Origin of the sequence: Bifidobacterium lemurum (assembly GCF_014898175.1) — a bacterium.
Classification (GTDB): domain Bacteria; phylum Actinomycetota; class Actinomycetes; order Actinomycetales; family Bifidobacteriaceae; genus Bifidobacterium; species Bifidobacterium lemurum.
In genome coordinates, this window is the sequence record NZ_CP062948.1 from 1,871,169 (window position 1) to 1,894,168 (window position 23,000).

At 64.7% G+C, this 23,000-nt stretch carries 19 protein-coding genes and 1 tRNA gene; 10 read left to right on the forward strand and 10 right to left on the reverse strand.

What is annotated here, in order from left to right:
- Nucleotides 1-84: 84 nt before the first annotated feature.
- The 5 genes from phnX to BL8807_RS07170 form a co-directional block, all read right to left on the reverse strand.
- Nucleotides 85-870, reverse strand: coding sequence for a phosphonoacetaldehyde hydrolase (gene phnX, locus BL8807_RS07150; protein ID WP_072726592.1), 786 nt, complete (start codon nucleotides 868-870; stop codon nucleotides 85-87).
- Between the two features lie 58 nt (nucleotides 871-928).
- Nucleotides 929-2,134: a 2-aminoethylphosphonate--pyruvate transaminase gene (gene phnW / locus BL8807_RS07155; protein WP_072726590.1), complete on the reverse strand. Its 1,206-nt coding sequence runs from the start codon at nucleotides 2,132-2,134 to the stop codon at nucleotides 929-931.
- An 84-nt stretch (nucleotides 2,135-2,218) separates the two neighbouring features.
- Nucleotides 2,219-5,032 (reverse strand): extracellular solute-binding protein, encoded by a 2,814-nt coding sequence (locus tag BL8807_RS07160; protein ID WP_193057463.1) that lies wholly within the window; start codon nucleotides 5,030-5,032, stop codon nucleotides 2,219-2,221.
- A gap of 1 nt (nucleotide 5,033) precedes the next feature.
- Nucleotides 5,034-5,819, reverse strand: coding sequence for an ABC transporter ATP-binding protein (locus BL8807_RS07165; protein WP_072726588.1), 786 nt, complete (start codon nucleotides 5,817-5,819; stop codon nucleotides 5,034-5,036).
- A gap of 273 nt (nucleotides 5,820-6,092) precedes the next feature.
- The gene (locus BL8807_RS07170) at nucleotides 6,093-6,962 is read right to left on the reverse strand and encodes a MurR/RpiR family transcriptional regulator (protein ID WP_072726586.1); all 870 of its coding nucleotides are present in this window, start codon (nucleotides 6,960-6,962) and stop codon (nucleotides 6,093-6,095) included.
- 169 nt (nucleotides 6,963-7,131) lie between these two features.
- Here BL8807_RS07170 and BL8807_RS12005 point away from each other — a divergent pair, with 169 nt between their 5' ends.
- The 4 genes from BL8807_RS12005 (at nucleotide 7,132) to BL8807_RS07190 (ending at nucleotide 13,023) form a co-directional block, all read left to right on the forward strand.
- The gene (locus tag BL8807_RS12005) at nucleotides 7,132-9,564 is read left to right on the forward strand and encodes an alpha-L-arabinofuranosidase C-terminal domain-containing protein (protein WP_226847298.1); all 2,433 of its coding nucleotides are present in this window, start codon (nucleotides 7,132-7,134) and stop codon (nucleotides 9,562-9,564) included.
- Between the two features lie 254 nt (nucleotides 9,565-9,818).
- Nucleotides 9,819-11,012, forward strand: a complete 1,194-nt coding sequence (locus tag BL8807_RS07180; RefSeq protein ID WP_072726582.1) for an SLC13 family permease — start codon at nucleotides 9,819-9,821, stop codon at nucleotides 11,010-11,012.
- Nucleotides 11,013-11,112: 100 nt separating this feature from the next.
- Nucleotides 11,113-12,240 (forward strand): LytR/AlgR family response regulator transcription factor, encoded by a 1,128-nt coding sequence (locus BL8807_RS07185; protein WP_072726580.1) that lies wholly within the window; start codon nucleotides 11,113-11,115, stop codon nucleotides 12,238-12,240.
- 237 nt (nucleotides 12,241-12,477) lie between these two features.
- A complete protein-coding gene (locus BL8807_RS07190; RefSeq protein WP_072726577.1) occupies nucleotides 12,478-13,023 on the forward strand; it encodes a DUF805 domain-containing protein in 546 nt (181 codons plus the stop codon).
- 32 nt (nucleotides 13,024-13,055) lie between these two features.
- Here BL8807_RS07190 and BL8807_RS07195 read toward each other — a convergent pair whose 3' ends face one another.
- On the reverse strand, nucleotides 13,056-13,760 hold the full coding sequence (locus tag BL8807_RS07195) for a TetR/AcrR family transcriptional regulator (protein ID WP_072726575.1): 705 nt from the start codon (nucleotides 13,758-13,760) through the stop codon (nucleotides 13,056-13,058).
- Nucleotides 13,761-13,926: 166 nt separating this feature from the next.
- Between BL8807_RS07195 and BL8807_RS07200 the strand changes: the two genes are divergently transcribed.
- Both BL8807_RS07200 and BL8807_RS07205 read left to right on the forward strand, forming a co-directional pair.
- Nucleotides 13,927-14,826: an N-acyl homoserine lactonase family protein gene (locus BL8807_RS07200; protein WP_072726573.1), complete on the forward strand. Its 900-nt coding sequence runs from the start codon at nucleotides 13,927-13,929 to the stop codon at nucleotides 14,824-14,826.
- A gap of 105 nt (nucleotides 14,827-14,931) precedes the next feature.
- On the forward strand, nucleotides 14,932-15,768 hold the full coding sequence (locus BL8807_RS07205) for an SDR family NAD(P)-dependent oxidoreductase (RefSeq protein WP_072726571.1): 837 nt from the start codon (nucleotides 14,932-14,934) through the stop codon (nucleotides 15,766-15,768).
- A gap of 16 nt (nucleotides 15,769-15,784) precedes the next feature.
- Here the strand turns inward: BL8807_RS07205 and BL8807_RS07210 are convergent.
- The 4 genes from BL8807_RS07210 to BL8807_RS07225 form a co-directional block, all read right to left on the reverse strand.
- Nucleotides 15,785-15,858: transfer RNA gene (locus BL8807_RS07210), tRNA-Arg, on the reverse strand.
- Between the two features lie 116 nt (nucleotides 15,859-15,974).
- A complete protein-coding gene (locus tag BL8807_RS07215) occupies nucleotides 15,975-17,003 on the reverse strand; it encodes an SIR2 family NAD-dependent protein deacylase (protein ID WP_094725250.1) in 1,029 nt (342 codons plus the stop codon).
- Nucleotides 16,984-17,787, reverse strand: a complete 804-nt coding sequence (locus tag BL8807_RS07220; protein ID WP_072726569.1) for a protein-ADP-ribose hydrolase — start codon at nucleotides 17,785-17,787, stop codon at nucleotides 16,984-16,986. Before BL8807_RS07220 ends, BL8807_RS07215 begins: the two co-directional genes overlap by 20 nt.
- Nucleotides 17,788-18,098: 311 nt before the next feature.
- Nucleotides 18,099-18,725, reverse strand: coding sequence for an SDR family oxidoreductase (locus BL8807_RS07225; RefSeq protein ID WP_072726567.1), 627 nt, complete (start codon nucleotides 18,723-18,725; stop codon nucleotides 18,099-18,101).
- Between the two features lie 145 nt (nucleotides 18,726-18,870).
- On the opposite strand from BL8807_RS07225, the gene BL8807_RS07230 reads away from it, so the two are divergent.
- The 4 genes from BL8807_RS07230 to BL8807_RS07245 all read left to right on the forward strand — a co-directional run bounded on the left by BL8807_RS07230 (nucleotide 18,871) and on the right by BL8807_RS07245 (nucleotide 22,985).
- Nucleotides 18,871-19,203 carry a winged helix-turn-helix transcriptional regulator gene (locus tag BL8807_RS07230; protein WP_072726565.1) on the forward strand — a complete coding sequence of 111 codons (333 nt, stop codon included), beginning with the start codon at nucleotides 18,871-18,873 and terminating at the stop codon, nucleotides 19,201-19,203.
- Nucleotides 19,204-19,360: 157 nt separating this feature from the next.
- On the forward strand, nucleotides 19,361-20,176 hold the full coding sequence (locus tag BL8807_RS07235) for an ABC transporter ATP-binding protein (protein ID WP_083570262.1): 816 nt from the start codon (nucleotides 19,361-19,363) through the stop codon (nucleotides 20,174-20,176).
- Between the two features lie 57 nt (nucleotides 20,177-20,233).
- Nucleotides 20,234-21,535 (forward strand): COG1361 family protein, encoded by a 1,302-nt coding sequence (locus tag BL8807_RS07240; protein ID WP_226847300.1) that lies wholly within the window; start codon nucleotides 20,234-20,236, stop codon nucleotides 21,533-21,535.
- A gap of 1 nt (nucleotide 21,536) precedes the next feature.
- On the forward strand, nucleotides 21,537-22,985 hold the full coding sequence (locus BL8807_RS07245) for an ABC transporter permease (RefSeq protein ID WP_072726563.1): 1,449 nt from the start codon (nucleotides 21,537-21,539) through the stop codon (nucleotides 22,983-22,985).
- The last annotated feature ends 15 nt before the right edge of the window (nucleotides 22,986-23,000 follow it).

A 23,000-nucleotide genomic window follows, 5' to 3' on the forward strand; every position in this document is an offset into this window, starting at 1 on the left:
TCGGCATGACGTTGATGCGTGATCGATGTCATCCCGAGCGGAGTCGAGGGATCTCCAAACAGGGCCGCTCCGCCGCTCCGCCGCTCAGCCGAGCTGGGAGAGCAGAACGGGAAGTTCCGCCATCGTGTCGATGACGGCATCGGCGCCCGCGGCGAGGAACGCGTCACGGGCCGCGTCACGGGCGGACTGACGATCGGCGGGGGAGAGCGCTTCGAATTCGGACTCGCCGAATCCCATCTGGGAACTGCCCTCGGTCACGGCTATGGTGAAGCAGCCGGCGGCCTTGCCTTCCCTGACGTCGGAGATCGTGTCGCCCACCTTGGCCACGCGGCGCACATCGGGCAGCCGCAGCGCGCGCATGTTCGCGAACACCATATACGGGTAGGGGCGGCCGAACCCGTCGGTGGAATCCGGCGTGATCCAGCAGTCGGGCGCATAGCCCCGCTCGGCGGCCTTCGGTGCCACGATGGCCATCATCGAGTCGGTGAAGCCGGTGGTCGAGCCGATGCGCAGCCCCTGCTCCCGCAGCGACGCGACCGCGTCGAGCACGCCCGGCTTGGGGTCGGCGTAGTGGTCGAGGATGGACAGCAGCTTCGGCTCGTACACCGCGTACATGGCGTCCACATCCGCGTCGGTGGGTGAGGAACCGGCATGCGCCGCCGTCCACTGGTCCGACAGACGTTCGCCGGCGAGCATGGTTTTGATATGGTCCCATTTGAGCATGCCCATCGGGGCGCGCGTCTCATCCATGGTGGGATCCATGCCGAATTCGCGGAAGGTCTCCTGGAACGCGGCGACGGGGGCGAAACAGCCGTAGTCCACGGTGGTGCCCGCCCAGTCGAAGATCACGGCGTCGAAACGGGAAATCATAGTGAGGTGTCTCCTTGTCTATTTGTCTATCGAATGAATGATGCGGCCGTACGGCGCGTCAGGCGGCGAGCTTGACGTTGTCGGGGGCCTCGGCCTTGATGTCGGCACCGGCGGCGTCCATGCGGGCCAACGCCTCGGCGAGGTCGGCGGCGCCGCAGGCCGCCTCGAGCAGGCCGCGCGCGTCCATGTATTCGGCGAACAGCGTGGTGACCCGTTCGATGTCGTCGGCGTAGATCTCGCCGATATTGCCCAGTCGGAACGTCTCCTCGTCGGTGAGCTTGCCGGGGTAGATCGCGTAGCCGCGTTCCTTGATGAACGCGTACATGTCGGAGAAGTCGAAATCCGTGCCTTCGGGGTAGAGGAAGGTGGTAATGATCGGTCCCTGATGATCCGTCAGGTACGTGGAGAATCCGAGCTTCGCCATACGGGCGATAAGCAGACGGTTGTTGAGCGCGTAGCGGGCGGCGCGCGCCGGCAGTCCGCCTTCGGCGCGCATCTCGTCCAAGGCCTTGGCGAAGGCGAGCACCACATGCGTCGGCGAGGTGTAGCGCCACTTGCCCCGGCCGTCCTCAAGACCGCGCCACTGGTCGTACAGGTCGAGCGACAGGCTGCGGGCCTTGCCCCGGGAGGCCTCGAGCGCGTCGCGGTTGGCGATGATGAAGCTGAATCCCGGCACGCCTTGGATGCATTTGTTCGCGGAGCTGACCAGAAAATCGATGCCCCACTCCTCGACGGGGATGTCCACGCCGCCGAACGAGCTCATCGCGTCCACCATGACGGTCCGGGCGCGCGATTTGGCCACGCGGGCCACGTCTTCGATGTCATTGAGCAGGCCGGAGGTGGTCTCCGAATGGATCATCGACACGTGGGTGATGGTGGGGTCGGCGTCCAGCAGTTCGGCCACGCGTGCCGCGCTGGGGATGCGGTCGTAGGGTTCCGCGTAGCGCACGTACCGCACGCCCGCGTGCTCGCAGATCTTCACCTGACGGTCGCCGTACGCGCCGTTGGTGCACAGCAGCACTTTCTCATCCTTGCCGACCACCGAGGTGATCACGCTTTCCACACCGAAGGTGCCGGAGCCCTGCATCAGCACGGCGGTGTAATGCGAGGGGTCGCAGTGGGCGAGCTCGACCAGTTCCGCGCGGATGCGCTGGGTGATGGCCTTGTAGTCGTCATCCCACGTGCAATGGTCGAACAGCATCCGCTCCTTGACCGTGCGGGTGGTGGTCAGCGGTCCGGGGGTGAGCAGCTTGTAGTCGTTCATGGGGTTCTCCTTATGGTTGGTCCAGAGGTGGATTGATGGATTGAGGGTTGATGGATGCGCGGATCGGCGGATGCGATGGTTCGCCTATTGTTCGGCGGCGCGTTTGCATGCGGCCGAGAAGTCCTGGTGCCGTTGCAGCAGGTCGACGCTCAATGACTCGGGGAAGGTCCTCGGATTGGCTGATCCGCCGGCCGGCGCCTGTTCTCCCACGTACAGCGGCGTCGGATACGTCTCCAACAGTTCGCCGCGCGCTTGGTCGACCATGACCGCGGCCATGGCCTGCGCTTTGGGATTGGTGTCGTCGCCCTTGTCGAGCACCGCCACCGATTCGGTGATCGCGTAGTTGCCCTCGCTGGGATCGACCACCTCGATCGGCAATCCGTCGCGCTGGTCGGCCACAGCCTGATGGCGCAGTCCGAAGCCGATGACCGCCTCGCCGGCGCGCACGGATTTCAACGGGCCGGATCCCGATTGTTCCAGATGAGGGCCCGCGTTGCGGTAGATCGCGGCGAGGATGCGCTTGCCTTCGTCGCCGGTGCCGTAGGCGTCGGCGATCGCCTGCACCATCAGCCAGCCGGTTGAGGAGCCTTCCATATCGGGCACGGCGATCAATCCCTCGTATTGCGGATCGGCCAGATCGGCCAGACTGGTCGGCGCGTCGACTCCGGCTTCCGCCAGCGCGGTGGTGTTGACGAAGATCGCTCCCTCCTGCGCGGTGGTCGGACGCCTCCAATCAGGGGCCTTCGAATTCTCGCTGTCGCCGAGCGGCTTGCTGGTGACCTCGGTCAGGTCGGCGAACATGTGGTTGCGTTTCTGCGCCGAATCGATGTAGTAGGAGCTCATCGTGACCACATCGGCCTCCAGCGCCCTGCCTTCGGCCAGCATCTTGCCGCCGAGTTCGGAGGTGCCGAAGGACTGGATGATGTACTGGTCCTTATAGCCGTTGCCATCCAACGCATGCTGGAAGGCTTCCACCGCCTCGTCGTCGGCGTTCGTGTAGATCACCACCTGACCGTCCGCGGTGGCCGTGCCGGAGAAGGCGCCGCATCCGAACGCGACGAGCAGCACGGCGAGCGTGCCCGCCAGCGCTCCGGTGGCGCCGCGGCGGATGCGGCCGCCGGCCGCCGCCATCCGTGTTCGCAATCCCGCCGACATGTCGGCGCGGGCCGCCGATGCGACCGTGATCGCGGACGCGGCCGTGACGCGGCGTTTGCGGGTGAGCAGCGCGACCAGGCCTTTGACGGCCAGATTGGCGGCGAGGATGAGCAGCGACAGCGTGAAGATCTCATCGAACTGCGCCAGATGCTGCAAGGCGGAGATCTTCGTGGTGATGACCTGCGTATGCGCGCCGGTCAGGAACACGACCGCGGAGATCGTGACCATCGCGTTGACGAAGTAGTAGCCGAACGCCTGCAGAATCGTCGGCGCCGCGTTCGGCGTGACCACGCGCACGATCGTCTTGGCCCAGTTGTCGCCCATCAGACGGGCGGTGGTCTCCCACGAGCCGTTCATTTTGGACAGGGAATCCTTGATCATCTGATAGGGCGTGGCGAAGTAGTGCACCACATTCGCGATGATGAGGATCCAGAACGTGTTCTGCAGTCCGGTGCCGGAGAAGGCGAACAGGAACGCGATGCCGAGCACCATGCCGGGCACGGTGTTGATCACCGCCGAGACGGAGTCCACGGCGCGTTTCGCCCAGACGGGCAGTTTCGAACGCGAGGAGACCAAGGCGGCCGCGTAGGCGAACAGGCATCCGATAAGCGCGGTCATGACCGCGACATACAGCGAGTTGACGAACACCTGCGTGAGTTCGGAGTCCCCGAACAACGCGGTGATGCGGCCAAGCGTGAACCCGGTGTCGAAGGGCCATTCGTTGACGAAGGGGATAAGCGCGATCACGACGAACAGGCTCAGCATGGCGGCCAGCGTCGCCACCGAGGCCAGGGCGCACGCCCAGTCGCGACGGCGACCTTTGGGAGGGTCGACCGGTGAGACCTTCGTATAGCGGATCGAGAAACGTTCGAGCACGGCCATCAACGTGATGGAGATGATCGAGGGGACGAGCATGAACACGGCGATGACCGCGCCGCGGTTGAAGTTCGGGATGGAGCCGAGCATCTGGTTGAACAGGGTCATGGCGAGCACGTCATAGGTGCCTCCGACCGAGGTGGGGATGCCGTAGTCGGTGAAGCTCAGGAAGAACGCCTGGATGAACGCGGTCGCCAGCGTGCCGATCAGCGGGCGCACGATGGTGTTCAGGAACGTCGTCACGGGAGGGTCGCCCATGATATGCGAGACGATGACGAACCTCTTGTCCACGAATCGGAAACCGTTGTGGATGAGCAGGAAGCAGGTCGGCAGCGTGTAGACCACATAGCCGATCAGCAGTCCGTTGAATCCGTAGATGTCGAATGGCTGCCATCCCAGAAGACGGGTGATGAGGCCCTGCTTGCCGAACGAGTAGATGATGGCGAAGCCGTAGGTGATGGTCGGCAGCAGCATCGGCACCTGCGTGAGCAGCGTGATGGCCCGTTTGAGCCAGCCGGGCACGTTGGTGCAGTTGACCGTGTAGGCCAGCAGGAACGCGAGCAGCACGGCCAGTGCGGCCGATGCGGCGGACACCTTCAGCGAGTTGAGCGTCGACGTGGCGAATTCGGGTTGGGAGACCACCGACGTCCAATTCGCCAACGTGGCCGCTCCCTCGCCGTTTTGGAACGAGGTGATGGCGACCAGCGCCATCGGCGCGATGAGGAAGCAGCCGAAGGCGATGGCGACGATCGCGAACAGCGTCCACAGCTCGGTCTGTTTGGGAGCGTGGGGGCGGCGTTCGTAATTGACGACGTCGGGGCGGATGTTGGACAGCTGCCTGCCGGCCCGGATGGATTCGACGGACATCTCACGCCTCCTGCGCCGCGGCGTCAAGGGGCCGCGCGCCGTCGTCGTCGCTGAACAGCGAGTAGATGTTGTTGCGTTTGACCTCCAGCTGGCGCAGGATGAACGAGCGGACGAAATCGCTCGCCGGATGTTCGAGGATGTTCTCCGGGGTGTCGTATTGCGCGATGTGGCCTCCGTTGAGGATGAGCACGCGGTCGCTCATCGTGCACGCCTCCTCCGGATCATGCGTGACCATGATCGTCGTGAGCCGGTATTGCTCGACGATCTGCGCGATCTTGGCTTTGATCGACTCCTTGATCACGCCGTCGAGGGCGGCGAGCGGCTCGTCGAGCAGCAGCAGCCGGGGCTTCATCACCAGCGTGCGGGCCAACGCCACGCGCTGCTTCTGTCCGCCCGACAATTCGTCGATCCGCTTGTCCAGATGCTCTTCGAGACCGAGCAGTCCGATCAGTTCGCGGATCTCGTCCGCGGTCGAGACGCCCGGATGGTTGCGCAGGCCGTAGGTGATGTTCTCATAGGCGTTGAGGTTGGGAAACAGCGCGTAGTCCTGGAACACGATGTTGAAACCGCGCTTCTCCATCGGCACGTCGGTCAGATCCTCGTCGTCGAGCAGGAGGCGGCCGGAGGTCGCGTCGGTGATGCCGAGCACGATGTTGAGCAGGGTGGTTTTGCCGCCGCCCGAGGGGCCGAGGATCGACATGATCTGGCCGTCATCCAGCGTCAGGCTGATGTCGTCGAGCACGCGTGCGTCCCCAAACGACTTGGAGATGTTCTTCAGTTCGAGCATGGTTCTCATTTCTTGACGATGCGCCACGTCTTCCCGACGTGGAGGACAGGTGTCGCCGGACGGTCCGGCGTGGGCGTCGGCCCGATACCATCGTCGCCCCGCGGACTGGCGTATGGCGTCGGATTGGGGGAAAGCCATGGGAAATGAATGTGAACAGCAAGCGAAACTACGTCGCTTTGATGAAGTTTTGTAGTTTTCCCTCGTCGAACGCATCCGTCGGGCCGGCGGATGCGTCGGTGATTCCGGATGCGTTGCCGCGGGCGGATGCGCTGCCTAGAGGCTGACCGCGCGGTCGCGGATCATGCGGCCCGACTCGTCGAGCGCGGTGGAGAAACGGCCGTAGTCGCTGAGCAGCACGCCCATGTACAGCATGTCGACCAAAGCCACATCGGCCACGCGCGAGAAGATCGCGTTGCCGTGGATCGTATGTTCGTTGGTGCCGGTGAGCAGCGTGATGTCGGCCGTCGCCGCAAGCGGGGAGGAAGGGGTGTTCGTCACGGCGATGGTTTTCGCTCCCGCCGACTTCGCCAGACGCAGCGCCGCGACCGTGTCCGCCGAGGTTCCCGAATGCGAGATCGCGACCGCCACCGCGTCCTGTGTCAGATGCCCCGCGCCGATATGCTGCAAGTAGGCGTCCGTGTTGAGACGGCAGGGCAATCCCAGATAGGACAGTTTGGTGAACAGGTCGGTGGCGGGCGTCAGCGAATTCTCCACCGCATATACGTCGATGAGACTGGCCGCCCGCAACGCGGCGCATGTTTTGCGAAAGGCCGTGATGTCAAGCGCCCGGCGCAGCTCGTCGATCACGGCGGAGATGCCGGCCATGGCCTTGGCCGGCACCTCGTCTGGACTGTCCCATGGATTGAGGTCGAACCCCGCCAGCGGGTCGAAGGCCACGCGATGCTCGGCCTCCGGATGGCGCAGCGCGTAGCGCAGCTCACGGTATCCTCCGAATCCGAGTTTGCGGGCGAACCGGATCACCGTCGGCTGGCTCACATGCGCGGCGTCGGCCAGCTGCCCCACCGTCAGTTCCGCCGCCTGCGCGATATGGTTCCGCACGTAGGAGGCGGCCGCCCGTTCCGCGGGACGCAGATTCGGGTACACATGGTCGATGCGTTCGCGAATGCCCGTCAGGGTGTGCATGATGCCGACTCCTCAGCCACGATCTATGGAACGGACGGCCTTATCCGCGCCGTTGTGCCCACCAGCGTAGAGTCCTCAGGTATGCGCGGGAAGGACGATGGGCGACGTGCGGGTGACACGCACATGAACGCCTCGTGAATTTGCCTCCCGTCGTCCCTACAATGGGCGCATGGTGAGGATTTCCGTGGGCGCACCGACGCATCCGGTCAGCGATCGACTCTATGGCGTGTTCTTCGAGGACATCAACCTGTCCGCGGACGGCGGACTCAACGCCAATATGGTGAACAACTACAGCTTCGACGGCGTGTATCTCGACCATCACACGATGCGTCCGTCCGGCGGCGACCGGTGGCGCACCCAGGCCGATCCGCTGCGTTTCTGGCGGTTCGAAGGATGCGCGGCGACCAGTTGCGGCAGCGAGATCCGCGGCGAACACGGCCAACGCGTGGCCACCGACTGTCCGGCGCCGCCCCTGCACCGCCACAGCCGGTACGCGCGGGTGAGCGTGCCGGCCGGCGCCAACGCGGCGACGGCCGCCCGCATCGAGAACCTCGGATACAACGGCGGCGGCGTGTATGCCGGTCGCTGCGCGATGGCGGTTCGGCCCGGCCGGCTCTACGAATTCGCGGCATGGGTGCGCCCCGTGTCGGGAGAGGCGACGCTGCATGCATGCGTGGTCGACCGATACGGACTGCCGCTGACGGACGTGGGGGACATCCGTTGCGACGCGGGATCCGGACGGGGCGCGGGCGCGTGCGTGGACGCGCGTTCCGCGGTCGACGCCCGCGTGACGAAAGGCGGCGACGGCTGGCGGCATGTGCGGTTCACGTTGCGCGGAGTGGGCGGCGATTACGGCAAGCTGCGCGTCGATATCACGAACGGCGCGGCCTGCGTGTTCGACTTCGACTGCGTCGAACTGATGGACGCGGAGTATTGGGGCGCGGGCGACCCCAAATGGCGTCACGGCAAGCTCAGGCGCGATATGGTCGAATCGATCGCCGCGTTGAAGCCGGCGTTCCTGAGATTCCCCGGAGGATGCATCGTCGAAGGCGTGACTCCGGGCAACGAATACCGGTGGAAGGACACCGTGGGCGCGCTGGCCGCCCGACGCCAGCAGTACTCCATCTGGGCGTTCAAAACGCCGGACGGCTCCAGCTATTCGCAAAGCTATCAGATCGGCTTCTACGAATACTTCTGCCTCTGCGAGGATCTGGGCGCCAAGCCATTGCCCACCCTGTTCGCCGGCATCGCCTGCCAGTCGCCCGGCCGCGACCCCAGACACATGCCCACTGACGCGCTGGCCTTCCGGAGCAACGTGGTGCAGGACTACCTCGACCTGATCGAATTCGCCAACGGCGATCCCGACACCGGCGCATGGGCCGCGGTAAGACGCGATATGGGGCATCCCGAACCGTTCGGCCTGGATATGGTGGGCGTGGGCAACGAGAACTTCGGTCCGGACTATCTGGAGAAATTCGACATCATCTCGCGGGCCATCCACGAACGGTATCCCGATATGCTGTGCGTGATGAGCGCCGGCCTGTTCCCCTTCAAACCCACGATGCGTCGCAGCTGGGAGCACGCGCGGCGGATCGCCGACCAGCCGACCGGCCCCGCGGCGAACGGGACGGACCGGAGGATCGGGACGGCGCGGAACGCACTCACGCAAGAGGGACTCGCCGACGGCGTCGCCCCGCGCGACGGACGCAGGGGATGCGACGGCGATCCGTTGCCCGCCGTCGGCTCGGCCACCGGCGACGCGGTGATCGTGGACGAGCACTCCTACCATTCCCCGGAATGGTTCATCGCACAAGCCACACGCTTCGACAGATATCCGCGCGACGGAGCGGGCGTCTACTTCGGCGAATACTCGGCCAACGGCTACTTCGCCGGGCAGCCGCAGAAGCCCGAAACGGCGAACATCTGGCGGACCGCGCTCGCCGAGGCCGCCTTCCTCACCGGTTGCGAACGCAATTCGGATGTGGTGCGCATGACCTCCTACGCGCCGCTGTTCGCCCATGCCACCGCCAAAGGATGGGAGCAGAACCTCATCGAATTCAATGCGGCGCACGTGATGCCGTCGGTGAATTACGAGGTGGCGCGGCTGTTCGCCGAGCGTCTGGGCGGCACCGCCTATGCGTGCGAGGTCGGCGATGCCGTCGGGCGTCCGGCCAATCCGGCGGATACGGCGCGGCCCCGACGCGACCTGTTCGTCTCGGCCACCGGCGACGACCCCTCGGCGCGGGAGGACACGACGTTCGTGCGGTACATCAAAATGGTGAACACCGGCGCGCGGAGCGTCAACGTGACACTGGATATATCCCGTGGATTGCGCGCGTTGGGCGCGACGGGCGCGAAGCACGCGACGGCGGAGGGCGACGATGCGGAACGGAACGCGGCCGCCGGCCCGACGCACGGAACCGTACTGGAGATCGATGCGCTCCACGCCGATTCGGACGAGCGCAACACCTTGGGCTACGAGGGCGAAGGTCACGGCGTGCTGTCCCATACGCATCATGAGTCGCATCTGGCGGCGAACGCCGGGGAACTCGCGGTGACCCTGCGTCCCCATAGCGTCACCGTCGTCACATTGCGCGGCTGAGACGACGCTCGCGCGGGTGGGACGGTGCCTTGCGCCGGCATCGTCGAGCCGCCGAACCGACGGGGCCGCCGACGGAACGTATGATGCCGCGAACGACGGCGCGGCATCGACTGTCGGCGGTGAATGTCAGTGGATAGAAGGGATAAGACGCTGTTTTTATACGGAACGTCGGAAAACAGCACGCCGAAACTACGTAGCTTGGCGTGCGAACCCGTAAGATATGGAGTGCTTTACAGGCACTCCATGGAGGGTTCATGCGCCAGCTGCTGATCAAAGTGGTCAAGAACGAGACCATCCTCATTATCGCCGCCATCCTCGCGTTGATCTCATGCTTCATCGTGCCTCCGGACGCCGAATACGCCGACTACGTGCATGCCAGCACCATCCTGCAGCTTGTCTGCCTGATGCTGGTGGTGTGCGGTCTGCAGCGCATCGGCGTGTTCCGCATCATCGGCTCGCGTCTGCTGCACAGGGTCAGCACCGCCCGCGGGCTGATCATCACGCTGGTCTCGCTCACCTTCTTCTCCGCGATGCTGATCACCAACGACGTGGCGCTGGTCACGTTCATACCGTTCGCCATCGCCGTGCTCACCATGGCCGACATGGAGGACCGTGTGGTCCTCGTGGCCACGCTGATGACCATCGGCGCGAACGTGGGCAGCATGCTCACCCCGATCGGCAACGCGCACAACCTGTATCTCAAGGCCCTCACCGGCATGCCCTCGCTGGAGATGATCGGCATCATGGCGCCGTATTCCGCCACCGCGGCGGCGCTGCTGCTCGTCGTGATCTTCTTCGCCTTCGGCCGCCAGCCGGTCGACGAGTTCCGGTCCCTCGACGGCGCGGGCATCGAGCAGGGCGTGCTCGCCCCCGAGCACGCCTTGCCCCAGCCCGATGAGATCCGCATCACCGGCTACGGCGCGGGCTACGGCGGATGGCGCACCATCGTCTACGCGGCGCTGTTCCTCGTCTGCCTGTTGGCCGTCAGCGACATCATCCCGCTGTGGGTGATGTGCGTGATCGTGATCGCCACCTTCCTGTTCACCGACCGGCGCGCCTTCCGCCACGTCGACTGGGGGCTGCCGCTCACCTTCGTCATGTTCTTCATCTTCATCGGCAATATGAAGCGCGTTCCCGAGTTCTACACGCTCGCCGCCTCCCTGGTCAACGACCATCCGCTCGAGGTGGCCGTCGGCAGCAGCCAGATCATCAGCAACGTGCCGACCACGCTGCTGCTCTCCGGGTTCTGCGACCAATGGCGCGAGCTCATCATCGGCACGAACCTCGGCGGCATGGGCACGCTGATCGCGTCCATGGCCTCGCTGGTCTCCTACAAGAACGTCACCAAGAGGTATCCGGACCGCAAGGGCCGGTATCTCGCCGTGTATTCGGCGGTGAACGTGCTGTTCCTCGTGGTGCTCGTGGGGCTGAGCTGGATCATCGAATAGATGTGATTTGCGTCACTGCCGCGTGCCGTGCCTCAGAGCCGCCGGCCGTTTCCGCATATGATGGTGCCACAAAACGGGGAAGTCACGGTGGTGATAGGTCATGGAACATCAGCTGGTCGGTCGGCTGGAGCGTACGGGAGACGATGGCGGTTCGTCTCCGCGTCACCCTGATGATGGGGCCACCTGCACCTGTGGTTCCGACGCGGGCGCGGACGCCATCTCGACCGCTCCGCTACGCTACGTCGAGAAGATGACCCGACAGGTCATGCACGATTACCATCTGCGCGGCGACACCTCCCTGTGGGATTCGCTGCTCTGCCCGCAAACCGCCTGGTTGGGATCCGGCGCGTCGATGATGTTCGGCGGCGATTCCATCAGGAACCATTTCCGCGAATTCGTCCACTTCGCGAAAGCCGACATTCTGATCGAGGAATACCATACGCTGCGTCACAGCAAGGAAACCGCGCTGGTGTTCGGCGACCTCATCACCTGCCTGAAAGAGGGGACGAACGCCGGCCGCAGCTTCCGCACCATGTTCTCCATCACCTATGGTGTGGTGGGAGGCGCCGCGAAAATCCTCATGCAGCACTATTCGTTCGAATGGCAGGGCGAGGGACTGGGCGCCACCATGATGGGGTTGGAGCGGGCCGACGGACGGTCGGACGCCGAACGTCCGGGACGCGGCGGGAACGTCATGCGCGGCAATGATCGCAATGGCGCCAACCCGTATAGGTCCGAAGACTCCGCTCGCCTGCGGGATCTGGTCATGGACTCCGACGACGGGTGGGAGCTGGAATGCTCCCCGACTCTTCGTGGACGCAAACCGTTGTGGCAGTCCCCGCAGATGAAGGCGGCCGCGTTCCTCATCGCACGCAAACTTTCGGTGGGGGACGCGGAGTCGCAGCGCGTGGGCATATCCAGCGGCGGGCGGATGCTGTACGTCGATCCGCGCACCCTGATCTACGTGGAAAGCCGCAACCACGGATGCGAGGTGGTGACCCTGACCAAAGCGTTCTTCTGCAATGTGTCGCTTGGCGAGCTTTCGGAACGGCTGCCGGGTTATTGCTGCCGCGTGCACCGCGGATATCTGGTCAACGCGCATTACGTCACCTCCATCCGCCGAGGCGAACTGGAACTGGCCTCCGGCGTGGTGGTGCCGATTCCACTGGCGAAATACGTGAGGACGCGCCGAATGCTGACCGACATCATCGAACGCTGCCATCGTTGAATTCAACGGTCATGGCGGGCTCTCCCGGTCGAACGCGGCTTGTCGCGTCTCGGAGCGCCCCGTTCGCTGGACGCGCGGGAGCCGCGGATCGCGAATAATGCCCTTTTTGGGGTAGTCGACGCGTGGTTTGCCGGGCGTTCGCGGTCTTGGGAGGCGTGCTGGGCGGGCGTGTGCTGACATAATGGCCACAGGCCGCTCCCGTCGGCCTCCGCATAATGAGCAAGAAAGAAGGGTTCCATGACCGCGCCTGAATATTCGACTCCTCCCACCGCCGCCCCCGTGACGACGCCGGGCGAGCCCGCGTTGGACAAGCCGTATTACGGCATCGGCTTCGGCGGTGCCGTGGTGCGATACTTCAAGAAGTACGCCACGTTCTCCGGCCGCGCCTCCCGTTCCGAATACTGGTGGGCGTACCTGTTCTGCGCCCTTGTCAACGCCGCCCTCAACATGCTGGGCCAGGTGCTTTCCGTGGCCATGGTCGTCGGCGTGGTGAGCGTGGTGTGGACACTGGGCACGATCATCCCCAGCCTGTCCGTGGCCGTGCGCCGTCTGCATGACAGGAACCGCTCCGGCTGGTTCGTGCTGCTGCCGTCCGTGTTCGGCTACGTCGGCCAGGCGCTGAGCCTCAACGCACTGAGCCAGTATGGCGCCTCGTCCCTCGGCGACGATGCCGCCTTCGGGCTCGTCGTGGGAGGCATCGTGCTGATTCTGGTGGGATTCGTCCTCGCCCTCGCGCTGTACGTGGGTGCCAGCAAACCCGAAGGCGCCCGCTTCGACAAGTAAAGCGGCGATCCGATCGGACCGCAGGCCGCGCGTCACCAGATATCGTCGATGTCGACGATCAGACGCGCGACCAGATCATCGATTTCGGCCGGCTCCACCTGATCGGGGTGGGCCAGCCAGAACGTGAAGGCGCCGACGACGGCGCTGGCGATCATCTCCAGCATAAGCGCCCGGTTCAGTGTGGCGGGGCCGCGACGCCGGCGTGCGAACCGCGCGTCGGCGGAATCGCCGATTCCTCCGGCATCGTCGCCGGCATCGCGGGAAGCCCCGACGACCGCGGCCGCATCATCGGCCGGAGCGAACAACCTTCGCCAGAAATGATGGGATATCGCTTTTTTCCATTTGCCGACGAACCGGGGGTCGGGCACATCAAGCAGCAGCGTGCGAAACACCGGCTCCCGTTCGCGGATCAACGCGAACACATTGGCGCAGGAGGCCACGGCCGATTCCGGACCGGCCTTGAGGTCGACCATGGACGCGCTGCGATCGAGAATGGCGCGCACCAGACGGTTCTCGATGGTCTCCAATACCTCATCGACATTGCGGTAGTTCGCGTAGAACGTGCTGCGCGCCACGAACGCGCGTCGGCAGATCTCCGTGACGGATACGGCCGCCGCGGGTTTACCTGTGTCACGCATGTAGGCGAGCAGCGCGGACTCTATGGATTCGCGGGCGGGGGTCGGTTCCGGCGCGGGATAATCATCAGGCGTGGCCGCATAGGGGTGGATGGCGCTCATGCCGCCTAAGCATAGTGGACACTTCGCGCGTTTGTGTAGCGCTGGAATCGGCCTTCCACTGTGCCTTGCCGTGTTCAATGGAATCCATGGCGTGGATACCGGCGATTTCCGACGTTCCGGTCTCCACGCGACGGCGAAACAGGCGACCGGCGGAAGGAGCGGGATCATGATTTATACGACTGATGGCGCATATCACGGCGACGGCACGGACACGGGTTTTTCGGTGCGGGTGTTCCAATGCGGACGTGTGCGCGTCTCGCCGAATCTGCCGTTCGGCGGCGACCATTGCGGCATCGTCAAAGGCTCCGGCGTGTTCGTGCCGCCAAGCAAACGCCTGTGGCTGCCGGTGTGCGCGTTCCTCGTCACCACACCCAAAGGCCGTGTGCTTGTGGACACCGGCTGGCATCGCGATATGAGCCCCGACGGCGTGTACGACAAACGCGCGCAGATCAAATCGCTTGGCTCATGGGCGTTGTACAAGGTCAACCAAGGCGAGGTGGCCGCGGGCCAGACCATCGACGAGCAGCTCGCCGCCGAAGGCCTGAGACCAAGCGATCTGGATTATGTGGTCGTCTCCCACCTCGACTGCGACCACGCGAACGGGCTGAAACTCGTCGCCGACGCCAAACGCATCATGATCGCGCGCGACGAGATGGACGGCGCGAACGAGCCGGGATTCGTCAACAGGATCCGGTTCTGCCCCCGATGGTGGGCCGGATTGGACAACATCGACCTGTACGACTGGAACGACGACCAAGGTCCATGCCGGCGGTCGTTCGACCTATTCGGCGACGGCAGCGTGCGGCTGGTGAACATCCCCGGACATACCCGCGGTCAGGTGGCCGTGAAAATCACCAACCCGAGCGGCAAATACGTGCTGCTGTTCGCGGACGGCGGCTATGCCACCCGGTCGTGGCGGGACATGGTCACCTCCGGCATCTCGCTCGACAAATCCGAGCAGCGGCGTTCCCTCGCCTGGATCCGCGAACAGAGCATAAGCCCCGACTGCATCGCGTCCATGGCCTGCCACGACCCGGACAACACGCCTCGCGTCATCGAATTCTGAAGAAGGCGTCCGTCTCGTGCGGGCGCGTGTGCGGAACGCAGGACGAATCGGCGTCGATGACGGAAGAAGAATAAGCGAATATCGAAGATGAAGGAGATAACGGTTATGGCGTATGCGTTGGTCACCGGCGCGTCGAGCGGCATCGGCCGCGAACTCGCGGTGCTGTTCGCCGCGGACGGATACGATCTGATCCTCGCGGCGCGCGACGAGGCGCGGCTGGACCAGGTCCGTTCGGTGTTGGAGTCGCGCTATGGCGTTCGCGTCGTGGTGTTTCCGGTCGATCTGAGCGAGGCCGATGCGCCCCGAAGACTGCACGACTTCACGAACTCGCATGGTTTGACGGTCGAAGCGTTGGTCAACAACGCGGGATTCGCGGACTGGACCGGCTTCCTCGACGCCGACTGGAACCGTCAGCATGCGATGATGGAACTGAATATGGTCGCGCTCGCGGAGCTCACCTACCGATATGGGCGTGATATGCGCGAGACCGGGCATGGACGCATCCTCAACATCGCGTCGGTCTCATCGATGATGGCGGGGCCTTGGATGGCGATGTACTTCGCATCCAAAGCGTTCGTGCGCTCCTTTTCGGAGGCGGTGGCCCACGAACTGCGCGGCACCGGCGTGAGCGTGACCTGCGTGTGTCCCGGTCCGACCTCGACCGGGTTCGCCAAGGCGGCTTCGATGGGTGGCCGTAATTTCTTCACGATGGGTCGGCCGGCCAACGCCCGCCGCCTCGCCGAATTCGCCTATCGTCGGATGATGCGTGGCGACGTCCTCGCCTACCATGGCCATCTCACCAGAGCCGGGGCGGCCGGCGAACGTCTTCTGCCGCGCGCCGTCACCCGCCGCCTCGCAGCCGTTGCGAACGGTGGCGATCCCTCGCGCCGGCAGCGTCGCCGACGTGCGCGAAACGGAAGCCTGAAATCCCAAAATCGTTGAGATTCGAGTGTTTTCGTGACCCCGGCCGGGCTCGAACCGGCGACCTTGAGATTAGAAGTCACATGCTCTATCCAGCTGAGCTACGGGGCCGAACAACAGTCATCCACTGTAGCAACACCGGTACCCTTCCGGCGACACCTGGATTCGGCCAAGCCCGCCGGCCTGTCGCCTTGATGAAGACGCAGGCTGGGCGGGAATCGTACTGTCTACAGGAGTTTGGATAGCACGGCGGCGATGTCGTCCTGGATTTCGAAGCCTTGGCTCACATCCGCGGCGTCGATGCGGGCGTCGTCGTAGTTGATGCGGATCAGCGGAATGTCGAACATCGCGGCGATCGCCTCGAAGGGGAAACGGATGATGCTGGGCGTGTTCCAGCCCACGCCGAGCTCAAGCAGCACGGTCGGCACGTCAGGGCGCTCCTGCAGCCGTTGGATGAAACGGTTATAGCGGCGCTGCGCCTCATACCACGCCTCGTCCTGCACGAAATACTGGTCGCAGCGCAGATGCACCATCATCTGCCCGCCGCACACCGGGCAGTGCGGCACCAGGTCGCTGGGAATCGCGCAGTCCACGGTGCGCTCGAGCATCCGCGGCACCAAGTCGTCCAGCGGGTAGACGCGCTGATGGCAGCCGCGCATGCACTGCATGAAGCCGTAGTCGCCCTGCGTGGCGAAGATCTGGAACGGGTCGAAGCCCGCCTTGGCGAACTGCGCGTCCACATTCGTGGTGAGCACGAAGTAGTCCTTGTCGTGCACGCCGTCCAACAGCTGTCGGTACAGCGGCATCGCCGGCGGCTCGTAGCGGCTCAGATCCACATGCTTCGCCCAATACGCCCAGCGCTCCTCGTCGGTGGGGTAGGGGTAGAACGATGAGGAGTACAGGTCGGATATGCCGTACTTGTCGATCCATGGGCCGAAGTTGCGGGTGAAACGTTCGCCGGAATACGTCAATCCCGCCGCTGTGGACAGTCCCGAGCCCGCGCCGATGAGCACGCGTTCGCTGCCCGTGATCAGCTCGCGCGCCTCGGCGAGGATATCGTCCGCGTCGGCTTCGTCGTCGACTCCGAGTCGTAGGTCGATGCCGACGTGATCGGCGTCCGCCCATACGTCCTCGCTCCCGCCGAAAGCGGAGTCGTCGCTGCCGGTCTCCGAAGGTTCCGGCGCGGCCAGCAGGTCCGTTGCGTCGAGGAGCTCGCCGGACTGTGCGGATTGTCTCTTATGCGTCCAGAAGGGCATGGTAGATCCTTTCGTCCTCTTCGCCGAACACGTTGAACACCACATGGGTGACGCCCGCGTCGGCATGCCCGTCGAGCCATGCGCGCGTCTCGCGCACGGCGATGGCGGCGGCCTCGCGTTGTGGAAAGCCGAACACGCCGGTGCTGATGCAGCAGAATGCGAGGCTCGCGCAGCCCAACCGCGCCGCCTCGTCCAAACAGTGGCGGTACGAGGAGGCGAGCTGCGCGCGATGTTCGTCGGTGGGGGCGCCGTTCGCGATCGGTCCCACGGTGTGGATGACATGCTTCGCCGGCAGATTGTATGCGGCGGTGGATTTCGCGAGTCCTGTGGGTTCCGAATGGCCCTGGGATTCCATCAGCCGCGCGCATTCCAGACGCAGCTGCACGCCGGCGAAAGTGTGGATCGCGTTGTCGATGCAATGGTGGTTCGGCGACCAGCAGCCGGTCATGCCGGCGTTGGCCGCGTTCACGATGGCGTCCGCGCGCAATGTCGTGATGTCGCCGCGCCAGACGGACAGGCGCGCGTCGGCTTTGGTGCGGGGAAGTTCGTCGGCCTCGGTGACGCCGGCGCGCGCGATGACCTCGCGCAGCACCCGGTCCTGTGGTTCCAGAAACGCAGGAGACGCCTCCATCGGCGCGCGGGTGTTCGCCAACGCGCGGAAGGTGGACCACAACTGGTCGAAATCCCGCTCGTCCAAAGCGTGGTCGGCCGCCGTCATGCCGCACTCCTCGAGCATAAGGCGGATGAGGCCGCGCAAGGCCTCAGTGAGTTCGGAATCGGTCATGACTGCTCCTTGCTGCACGGCCCCCGGATGGAGGGGCTGCCACTTTATGCGTCATCCCATGGGGATGCTTCGGCTTCGTTGTGCTCCGCTCAGTATGACGAATGGTCATTATCAATGTCATCCCGAGCGGAGCGCGAAGCGCGTAGTCGAGGGATCTAGTTTGGTGCAATGCTAGGAGATCCTTCGACTACGCTTCGCTCCGCTCAGGATGACGGGAAGGTGGAGGGTTCTCCGCCTTGGATGACAGGGAGGGGTTCTCCGTTTTCCTTAGGATGACGGAGAAGGGAGAGCGCTCTCCGCTTGAGGGTGGATTAGTAGCGCACGGAGATGCGCTCGCGCACGTGGCCGCCGTTGACGGCGAGGTCCACCATGGCGACGGCGTAGTCCGCATAGCTCAGCGCGCTCACGCCGTTGGCATCGGCGGTGTATTCCTCGCCGGCGAGCACATACTCGCCCTTGCGCTCGCCTTCGGCCTGGAAGTCGGCGGCCGGGCTCACGTAGGTCCAGTTCACGTCATCGCGCTTGCGCAGCTCGACGAGCTGGTTGCCCATCGCGTTGGCGAGCGGCTTGAAGACCTCCGGGAAGGATTCGAGATCCTGGACCTGGGCGGTGTGGGTGGCGTCGAGGAAGAGGCTGCCGGCGCCGCCGACCACCAGCAGGCGGGTGTCGGTGCCGGAGAGGATGTCGGCCAGATGCATCAGCGAGGTGGTGTGCTGCGGCAGGGTCTCCGGGGTCCAGGCGCCGAAGGCGTCCACGACCACGTCGAAGCCGGCGAGGTCGGCGGCGGTCAGGTCGAACAGATCCTTGACCAGCACGTTCTCGGCCACGGTTTTGTTCTCGCCGCGCACCACCGCGGTGACGTCGAGACCGCGATCCACGGCCTCCTTGACGATAAGCTGGCCGGCCTTGCCGTTCGCTGCGACGACTGCGATCTTCATAAGTTGCTCCTTGATGATGAAGTGTTTTCGTTGACAATGATTACTTTAAGACAAGTACGGATATTTTGGGAAGTAGGCACTATAAAGTGCTATACTTACCAAAAGGGAAGCATTGTGAGTTTCCAACGAAAAGAAAAGGTAGAAAATGACCCAAGAAACCAATCTCCCGGCGTGTCCTGTGGAGACCACCCTGATGCTGATCAGCGACCGCTGGAAGGTGCTGATCCTTCGCGACCTGATGGGCGGCGCGAGGCGTTTCGGCGAGCTGCAGCGTTCCGTCGGCAAGATCTCGCAGAAGGTGCTCACCTCGAACCTGCGCGCCATGGAGCAGGACGGTCTGGTGAAACGCAAGGTGTACGCCGAGGTGCCGCCGCGCGTCGAATACTCGCTGACCGCGACCGGCAAAAGCCTGCAGCCCATCGTCGACGCGATGAAGGCGTGGGGCGAGCAATACCAGAAGGACCACGGCGCGCGCTGAGCGATGGAAGGTAGGCGGCCGATGTGGCCGGACGCCGTCGAGGCTTGTCGACGCATGGCTACATGCCCATCGGGGAAAGCCCCTAAGGGTGCGCCGCCGCGCGAGGTTGCCTATACTGATGCGTAGCGGGTAGAAGAGAGCGTGAGAAAGGCCTCATATGGCGACGGTTGAGCATAGGCGCGGCGACGCGCGCGATGGCGGCGCTTCCCCCGCGACCGTAAGCAACGCAGGCGGCGCGCCCGGCCAAGGCTCCGCTCGCCGCCCGATCATCGAAGTCAGGAACCTGCGCAAGGAATATCCTGTGGACGACGAGACCGTCGTGGCGCTGGACCGCATCAACCTGAGCATCCCGCGCGGCCAGATCTGCTGCATCTTCGGCGAGTCGGGCTCGGGCAAATCCACACTGCTCAACCAGCTGGCCGGCATGGAGAAACCCACGCGCGGCGGCGTGCGCATCGGCGGCGTGGTCGTCTCCGCTCTCGACGAGCGCGAGCTGGCCGCCTTCCGCCAGCGGCACCTCGGCTTCGTGTTCCAGTCCTACAATCTGCTGCCCAACCTCACCGCCGTCGAGAACGTGGCCATGCCGCTGATGTTCCGGGGCATGCCCAAAGCCAAACGCGAGGCGATCGCCCGCGGCGCGCTCAAACGCGTCGGACTGGGGCATCGGCTCGGCCACTATCCCAAGCAGATGTCAGGCGGACAGCAGCAACGCGTCGGCATCGCGCGCGCCTTCGTGGCCCGGCCCGAGGTGGTGTTCGCCGACGAGCCCACCGGCAATCTCGACTCCAAAACCAAAAACGACGTGATGGAGATGATCTGCTCCTTCGCCCGCGACTTCAACCAAACCATCGTGCTGGTCACGCATGACGCGCAGATGGCCGACTACGCCGACCGCATCGTCACCATCCTCGACGGGCGCATCGTCGGCGATCGAATGAACGGCGAGCGCCCGGCCGCGCCGTCGGACCGCTGAACACGACCTCGACGCCGGTCTCCAAGAGAACCACCACAAGAAGAAGGGACAACCGCCATGCCGAATATCCGACACCGCAAGGCGATCGCGCCGCTGTGCGCGTTGCTGGCTTTGCTGCTGATGATGGTCGCATGCCTCGCCGCGCCCGCCACCGCGTTCGCCGAGGCCGGTTCCGACGCCTCCGGCCGCGCTGGCGCCGCCGTGCTGACCACCACCGACGGGGGCGCAGGTGCCGTCGTGCCCGTGGTGGACGGGGCCGACGGCTCCGTCACCGACGGTTCGGGTTCCGATTCCATCGCGGGGCCGGTGCCGAACGTCATCATCACCAACTTCTCCTATGGCGACGGCTCGGTGCCGGTCGGAGGCTCGTTCACCCTCGGATTCACCTTCCAGAACATGGGGCAGGTGGCCGTTTCCAACATGGTGGTGACCGTGGACGGCGGCGAAAGCTTCGCCATCGCCGGTGGTACGAACACCTTCTACGTCGACTCGCTGTGGGCCGGATACACGATGACGCAAAGCCTGCCGATGCAGGCCGTTTCCAGCGCGCAAAGCGGCGCCCAGCCCATCACCGTGAGCTTCCGCTACGAGTATGTGGATGGAGGCATGCGCTCCTCGAACTCCTCCGACATCAAGATCTCCGTGCCGGTGAGCCAGCCCGACCGCTTCCAGGTCAACGATCCGGTGGTGCCGGATGTCGTCAACGCCGGTGAGGAGACCACCGTCACGATGGAATACGTGAACAAGGGCAAAGGCGATATCTCCAACGTCGAGGCCGCCATCGAGGGCGACGGCGTCGACGCGGCGGTGCGTACCCAGTATCTCGGCAATGTGGCCTCCGGAGCCACCGGCCAGATCGGATTCGCCTTCACGCCGCTGTCCGTCGGGAGCACCGAGGTGAAGCTGCGCGTCTCCTACGAGGATTCCGACGGGCAGTCCCAGAGCAAGGAGTTCCCGCTCACACTCGACGTGCAGGAAGCCATGCCCATCGACGACGGCATGATCGACGACGGTATGATCGACGACGGTATGATCGACGAGCCGCGGCAGGGGCCTGCCTGGTGGGTGTGGGCGATCGTCGCCGTTGCGGTGGCCGCTGCGGTCGTGTTGGTGGTGATGCTGGCGCGCCGCAGGAAGCGTAAGGCCGGCAAGCATGCCGACATCGACGAGGAGTGGGATGACTGGGCGAACGGCGACGCCGCCTCCGGTTCCGCAGTCCCCGTGGGAACCGTCGGCGAGCCGGGCGCGGCGGACAGTGCGGATGGGACGACGACGCAGGTCATCGCCGACCTGCCTTCCGCGGTCGCGCCGCGCTCCGCCGGCGAGCCATCCTCCGCCGGCGAGTCGGGCCGGGGCTGACATGCGGTTCGGCGATATCCTGCGCCTGTGCCGGCAGAACCTCTTCCGCCGCAAGTCGCGCACCATCCTCACCGTGCTCGGCGTGGTCGTCGGCTGCTGTTCGATCGTGCTGATGGTCTCCATCGGCCAAGGCATCAACGAGCAGAACGAACGAATGCTCGAATCCATGGGCGACCTGAGCATCATCACCGTATACACCGGCGGAGGCTCGTCGGGCGGATCATCCGATTCGGGCGGGACGGGGGAGCCCGCCAAACTCGACGATAAGGCCGTGGAATCCTTCCGATCCATCGCCGGTGTCTCCGGCGCGACGCCGATGGCGGACTTCTTCTACAGCGCCAGCGCCTCCGCCGGCGCGGGTGGACGCTACATGCAGCAGTACATCTCCGTGATGGGCATCGACACCACCCAGCTCGACCAGATGGGCTACGAACTGCTCGACGGGCGCGCGCCGCTGAAATCCGGAGAAGTGCTGGTGGGCGAATACACCGCCTACGGCTTCATCGACCGCTTCGCCTCCGAAATGAACAACATGCGCAACCCTCCGGGCGAATACATATGCGACGAGAACGGCTGCCAGGAGAACGAGGGCGACGATCCCTTCTTCGACCCGCTGGCGACCACGTTCCAGCTCACCACCGGCGTGGACTACGACGGCGGCATGAGCGGCACTATGAACGGTATGGGCGTCGGCGCGACGGGCGGATCCTCCGGCGCGTCGGCCACGCAAACCGTCGAATACACTCCGGTGGGCGTGCTCAAGGGGGACTACAACAAGGGATACGCCACCTCGTCCGGCATCATCATGAGCCTTGACGACCTCAAGAAACTGACGGCCAAGATCGACCCGTCGAGCGCGGAGAAATCCACGACCTACAACCAGGTGCTGGTCAAAACCGCCGACCTGTCCGACGTGCCCGAGGTGGAGGCGCAGATCAAGGCGATGGGCTTCAACACCTCATCGTACGAGGAGATGCGCAAAAGCATCGAGGAGCAGTCCCGCGGCGTGCAGTTGGCGCTGGGCGGCATCGGCGCGGTGTCGTTCCTCGTGGCCGCCATCGGCATCGCGAACACGATGATCATGTCGGTGGCCGAACGCACGCGTGAGATCGGCATCATGAAGGCGCTCGGCTGCTATGTGCGCGACATCCGCGTGATGTTCCTCGGCGAGGCCGGCGCGATCGGCCTGTTCGGCGGATTGGTCGGCTGCGTGATCTCCGGACTGGTCTCATGGGGCATCAACATCTTCGCGTTGGGTGGGCCGAGCCCCGACAATCTGTGGCATGCGATCGTCGGCGGCGAGGACGTGACCCGCGTGTCGGTGATCCCATGGTGGCTGTTCCTCGCGGCGGTGCTGTTCTCGATGCTGGTCGGTGTGATCGCAGGATTCGGACCGGCCAACAAGGCCGTGCGCATCCCCGCGTTGGACGCCATCAAAAACAGCGAATGACGCGCGGTCGCACCC

Bases quoted from the DNA above. Each gene is read 5' to 3' on its own strand.
- BL8807_RS07185 (WP_072726580.1), top strand. From the start codon at position 11,113: ATGGAACATCAGCTGGTCGGTCGGCTGGAGCGTACGGGAGACGATGGC.
- BL8807_RS07240 (WP_226847300.1), top strand. From the start codon at position 20,234: ATGCCGAATATCCGACACCGCAAGGCGATCGCGCCGCTGTGCGCGTTG.
- BL8807_RS07165 (WP_072726588.1), bottom strand. From the start codon at position 5,819: ATGCTCGAACTGAAGAACATCTCCAAGTCGTTTGGGGACGCACGCGTG.
- phnX (WP_072726592.1), bottom strand. From the start codon at position 870: ATGATTTCCCGTTTCGACGCCGTGATCTTCGACTGGGCGGGCACCACC.
- BL8807_RS07235 (WP_083570262.1), top strand. From the start codon at position 19,361: ATGGCGACGGTTGAGCATAGGCGCGGCGACGCGCGCGATGGCGGCGCT.
- BL8807_RS07180 (WP_072726582.1), top strand. From the start codon at position 9,819: ATGCGCCAGCTGCTGATCAAAGTGGTCAAGAACGAGACCATCCTCATT.
- BL8807_RS07200 (WP_072726573.1), top strand. From the start codon at position 13,927: ATGATTTATACGACTGATGGCGCATATCACGGCGACGGCACGGACACG.
- BL8807_RS07170 (WP_072726586.1), bottom strand. From the start codon at position 6,962: ATGCACACCCTGACGGGCATTCGCGAACGCATCGACCATGTGTACCCG.
- BL8807_RS07230 (WP_072726565.1), top strand. From the start codon at position 18,871: ATGACCCAAGAAACCAATCTCCCGGCGTGTCCTGTGGAGACCACCCTG.
- BL8807_RS07205 (WP_072726571.1), top strand. From the start codon at position 14,932: ATGGCGTATGCGTTGGTCACCGGCGCGTCGAGCGGCATCGGCCGCGAA.
- BL8807_RS12005 (WP_226847298.1), top strand. From the start codon at position 7,132: ATGGTGAGGATTTCCGTGGGCGCACCGACGCATCCGGTCAGCGATCGA.
- BL8807_RS07220 (WP_072726569.1), bottom strand. From the start codon at position 17,787: ATGACCGATTCCGAACTCACTGAGGCCTTGCGCGGCCTCATCCGCCTT.
- BL8807_RS07195 (WP_072726575.1), bottom strand. From the start codon at position 13,760: ATGAGCGCCATCCACCCCTATGCGGCCACGCCTGATGATTATCCCGCG.
- BL8807_RS07245 (WP_072726563.1), top strand. From the start codon at position 21,537: ATGCGGTTCGGCGATATCCTGCGCCTGTGCCGGCAGAACCTCTTCCGC.
- BL8807_RS07215 (WP_094725250.1), bottom strand. From the start codon at position 17,003: ATGCCCTTCTGGACGCATAAGAGACAATCCGCACAGTCCGGCGAGCTC.
- phnW (WP_072726590.1), bottom strand. From the start codon at position 2,134: ATGAACGACTACAAGCTGCTCACCCCCGGACCGCTGACCACCACCCGC.
- BL8807_RS07190 (WP_072726577.1), top strand. From the start codon at position 12,478: ATGACCGCGCCTGAATATTCGACTCCTCCCACCGCCGCCCCCGTGACG.
- BL8807_RS07225 (WP_072726567.1), bottom strand. From the start codon at position 18,725: ATGAAGATCGCAGTCGTCGCAGCGAACGGCAAGGCCGGCCAGCTTATC.
- BL8807_RS07160 (WP_193057463.1), bottom strand. From the start codon at position 5,032: ATGTCCGTCGAATCCATCCGGGCCGGCAGGCAGCTGTCCAACATCCGC.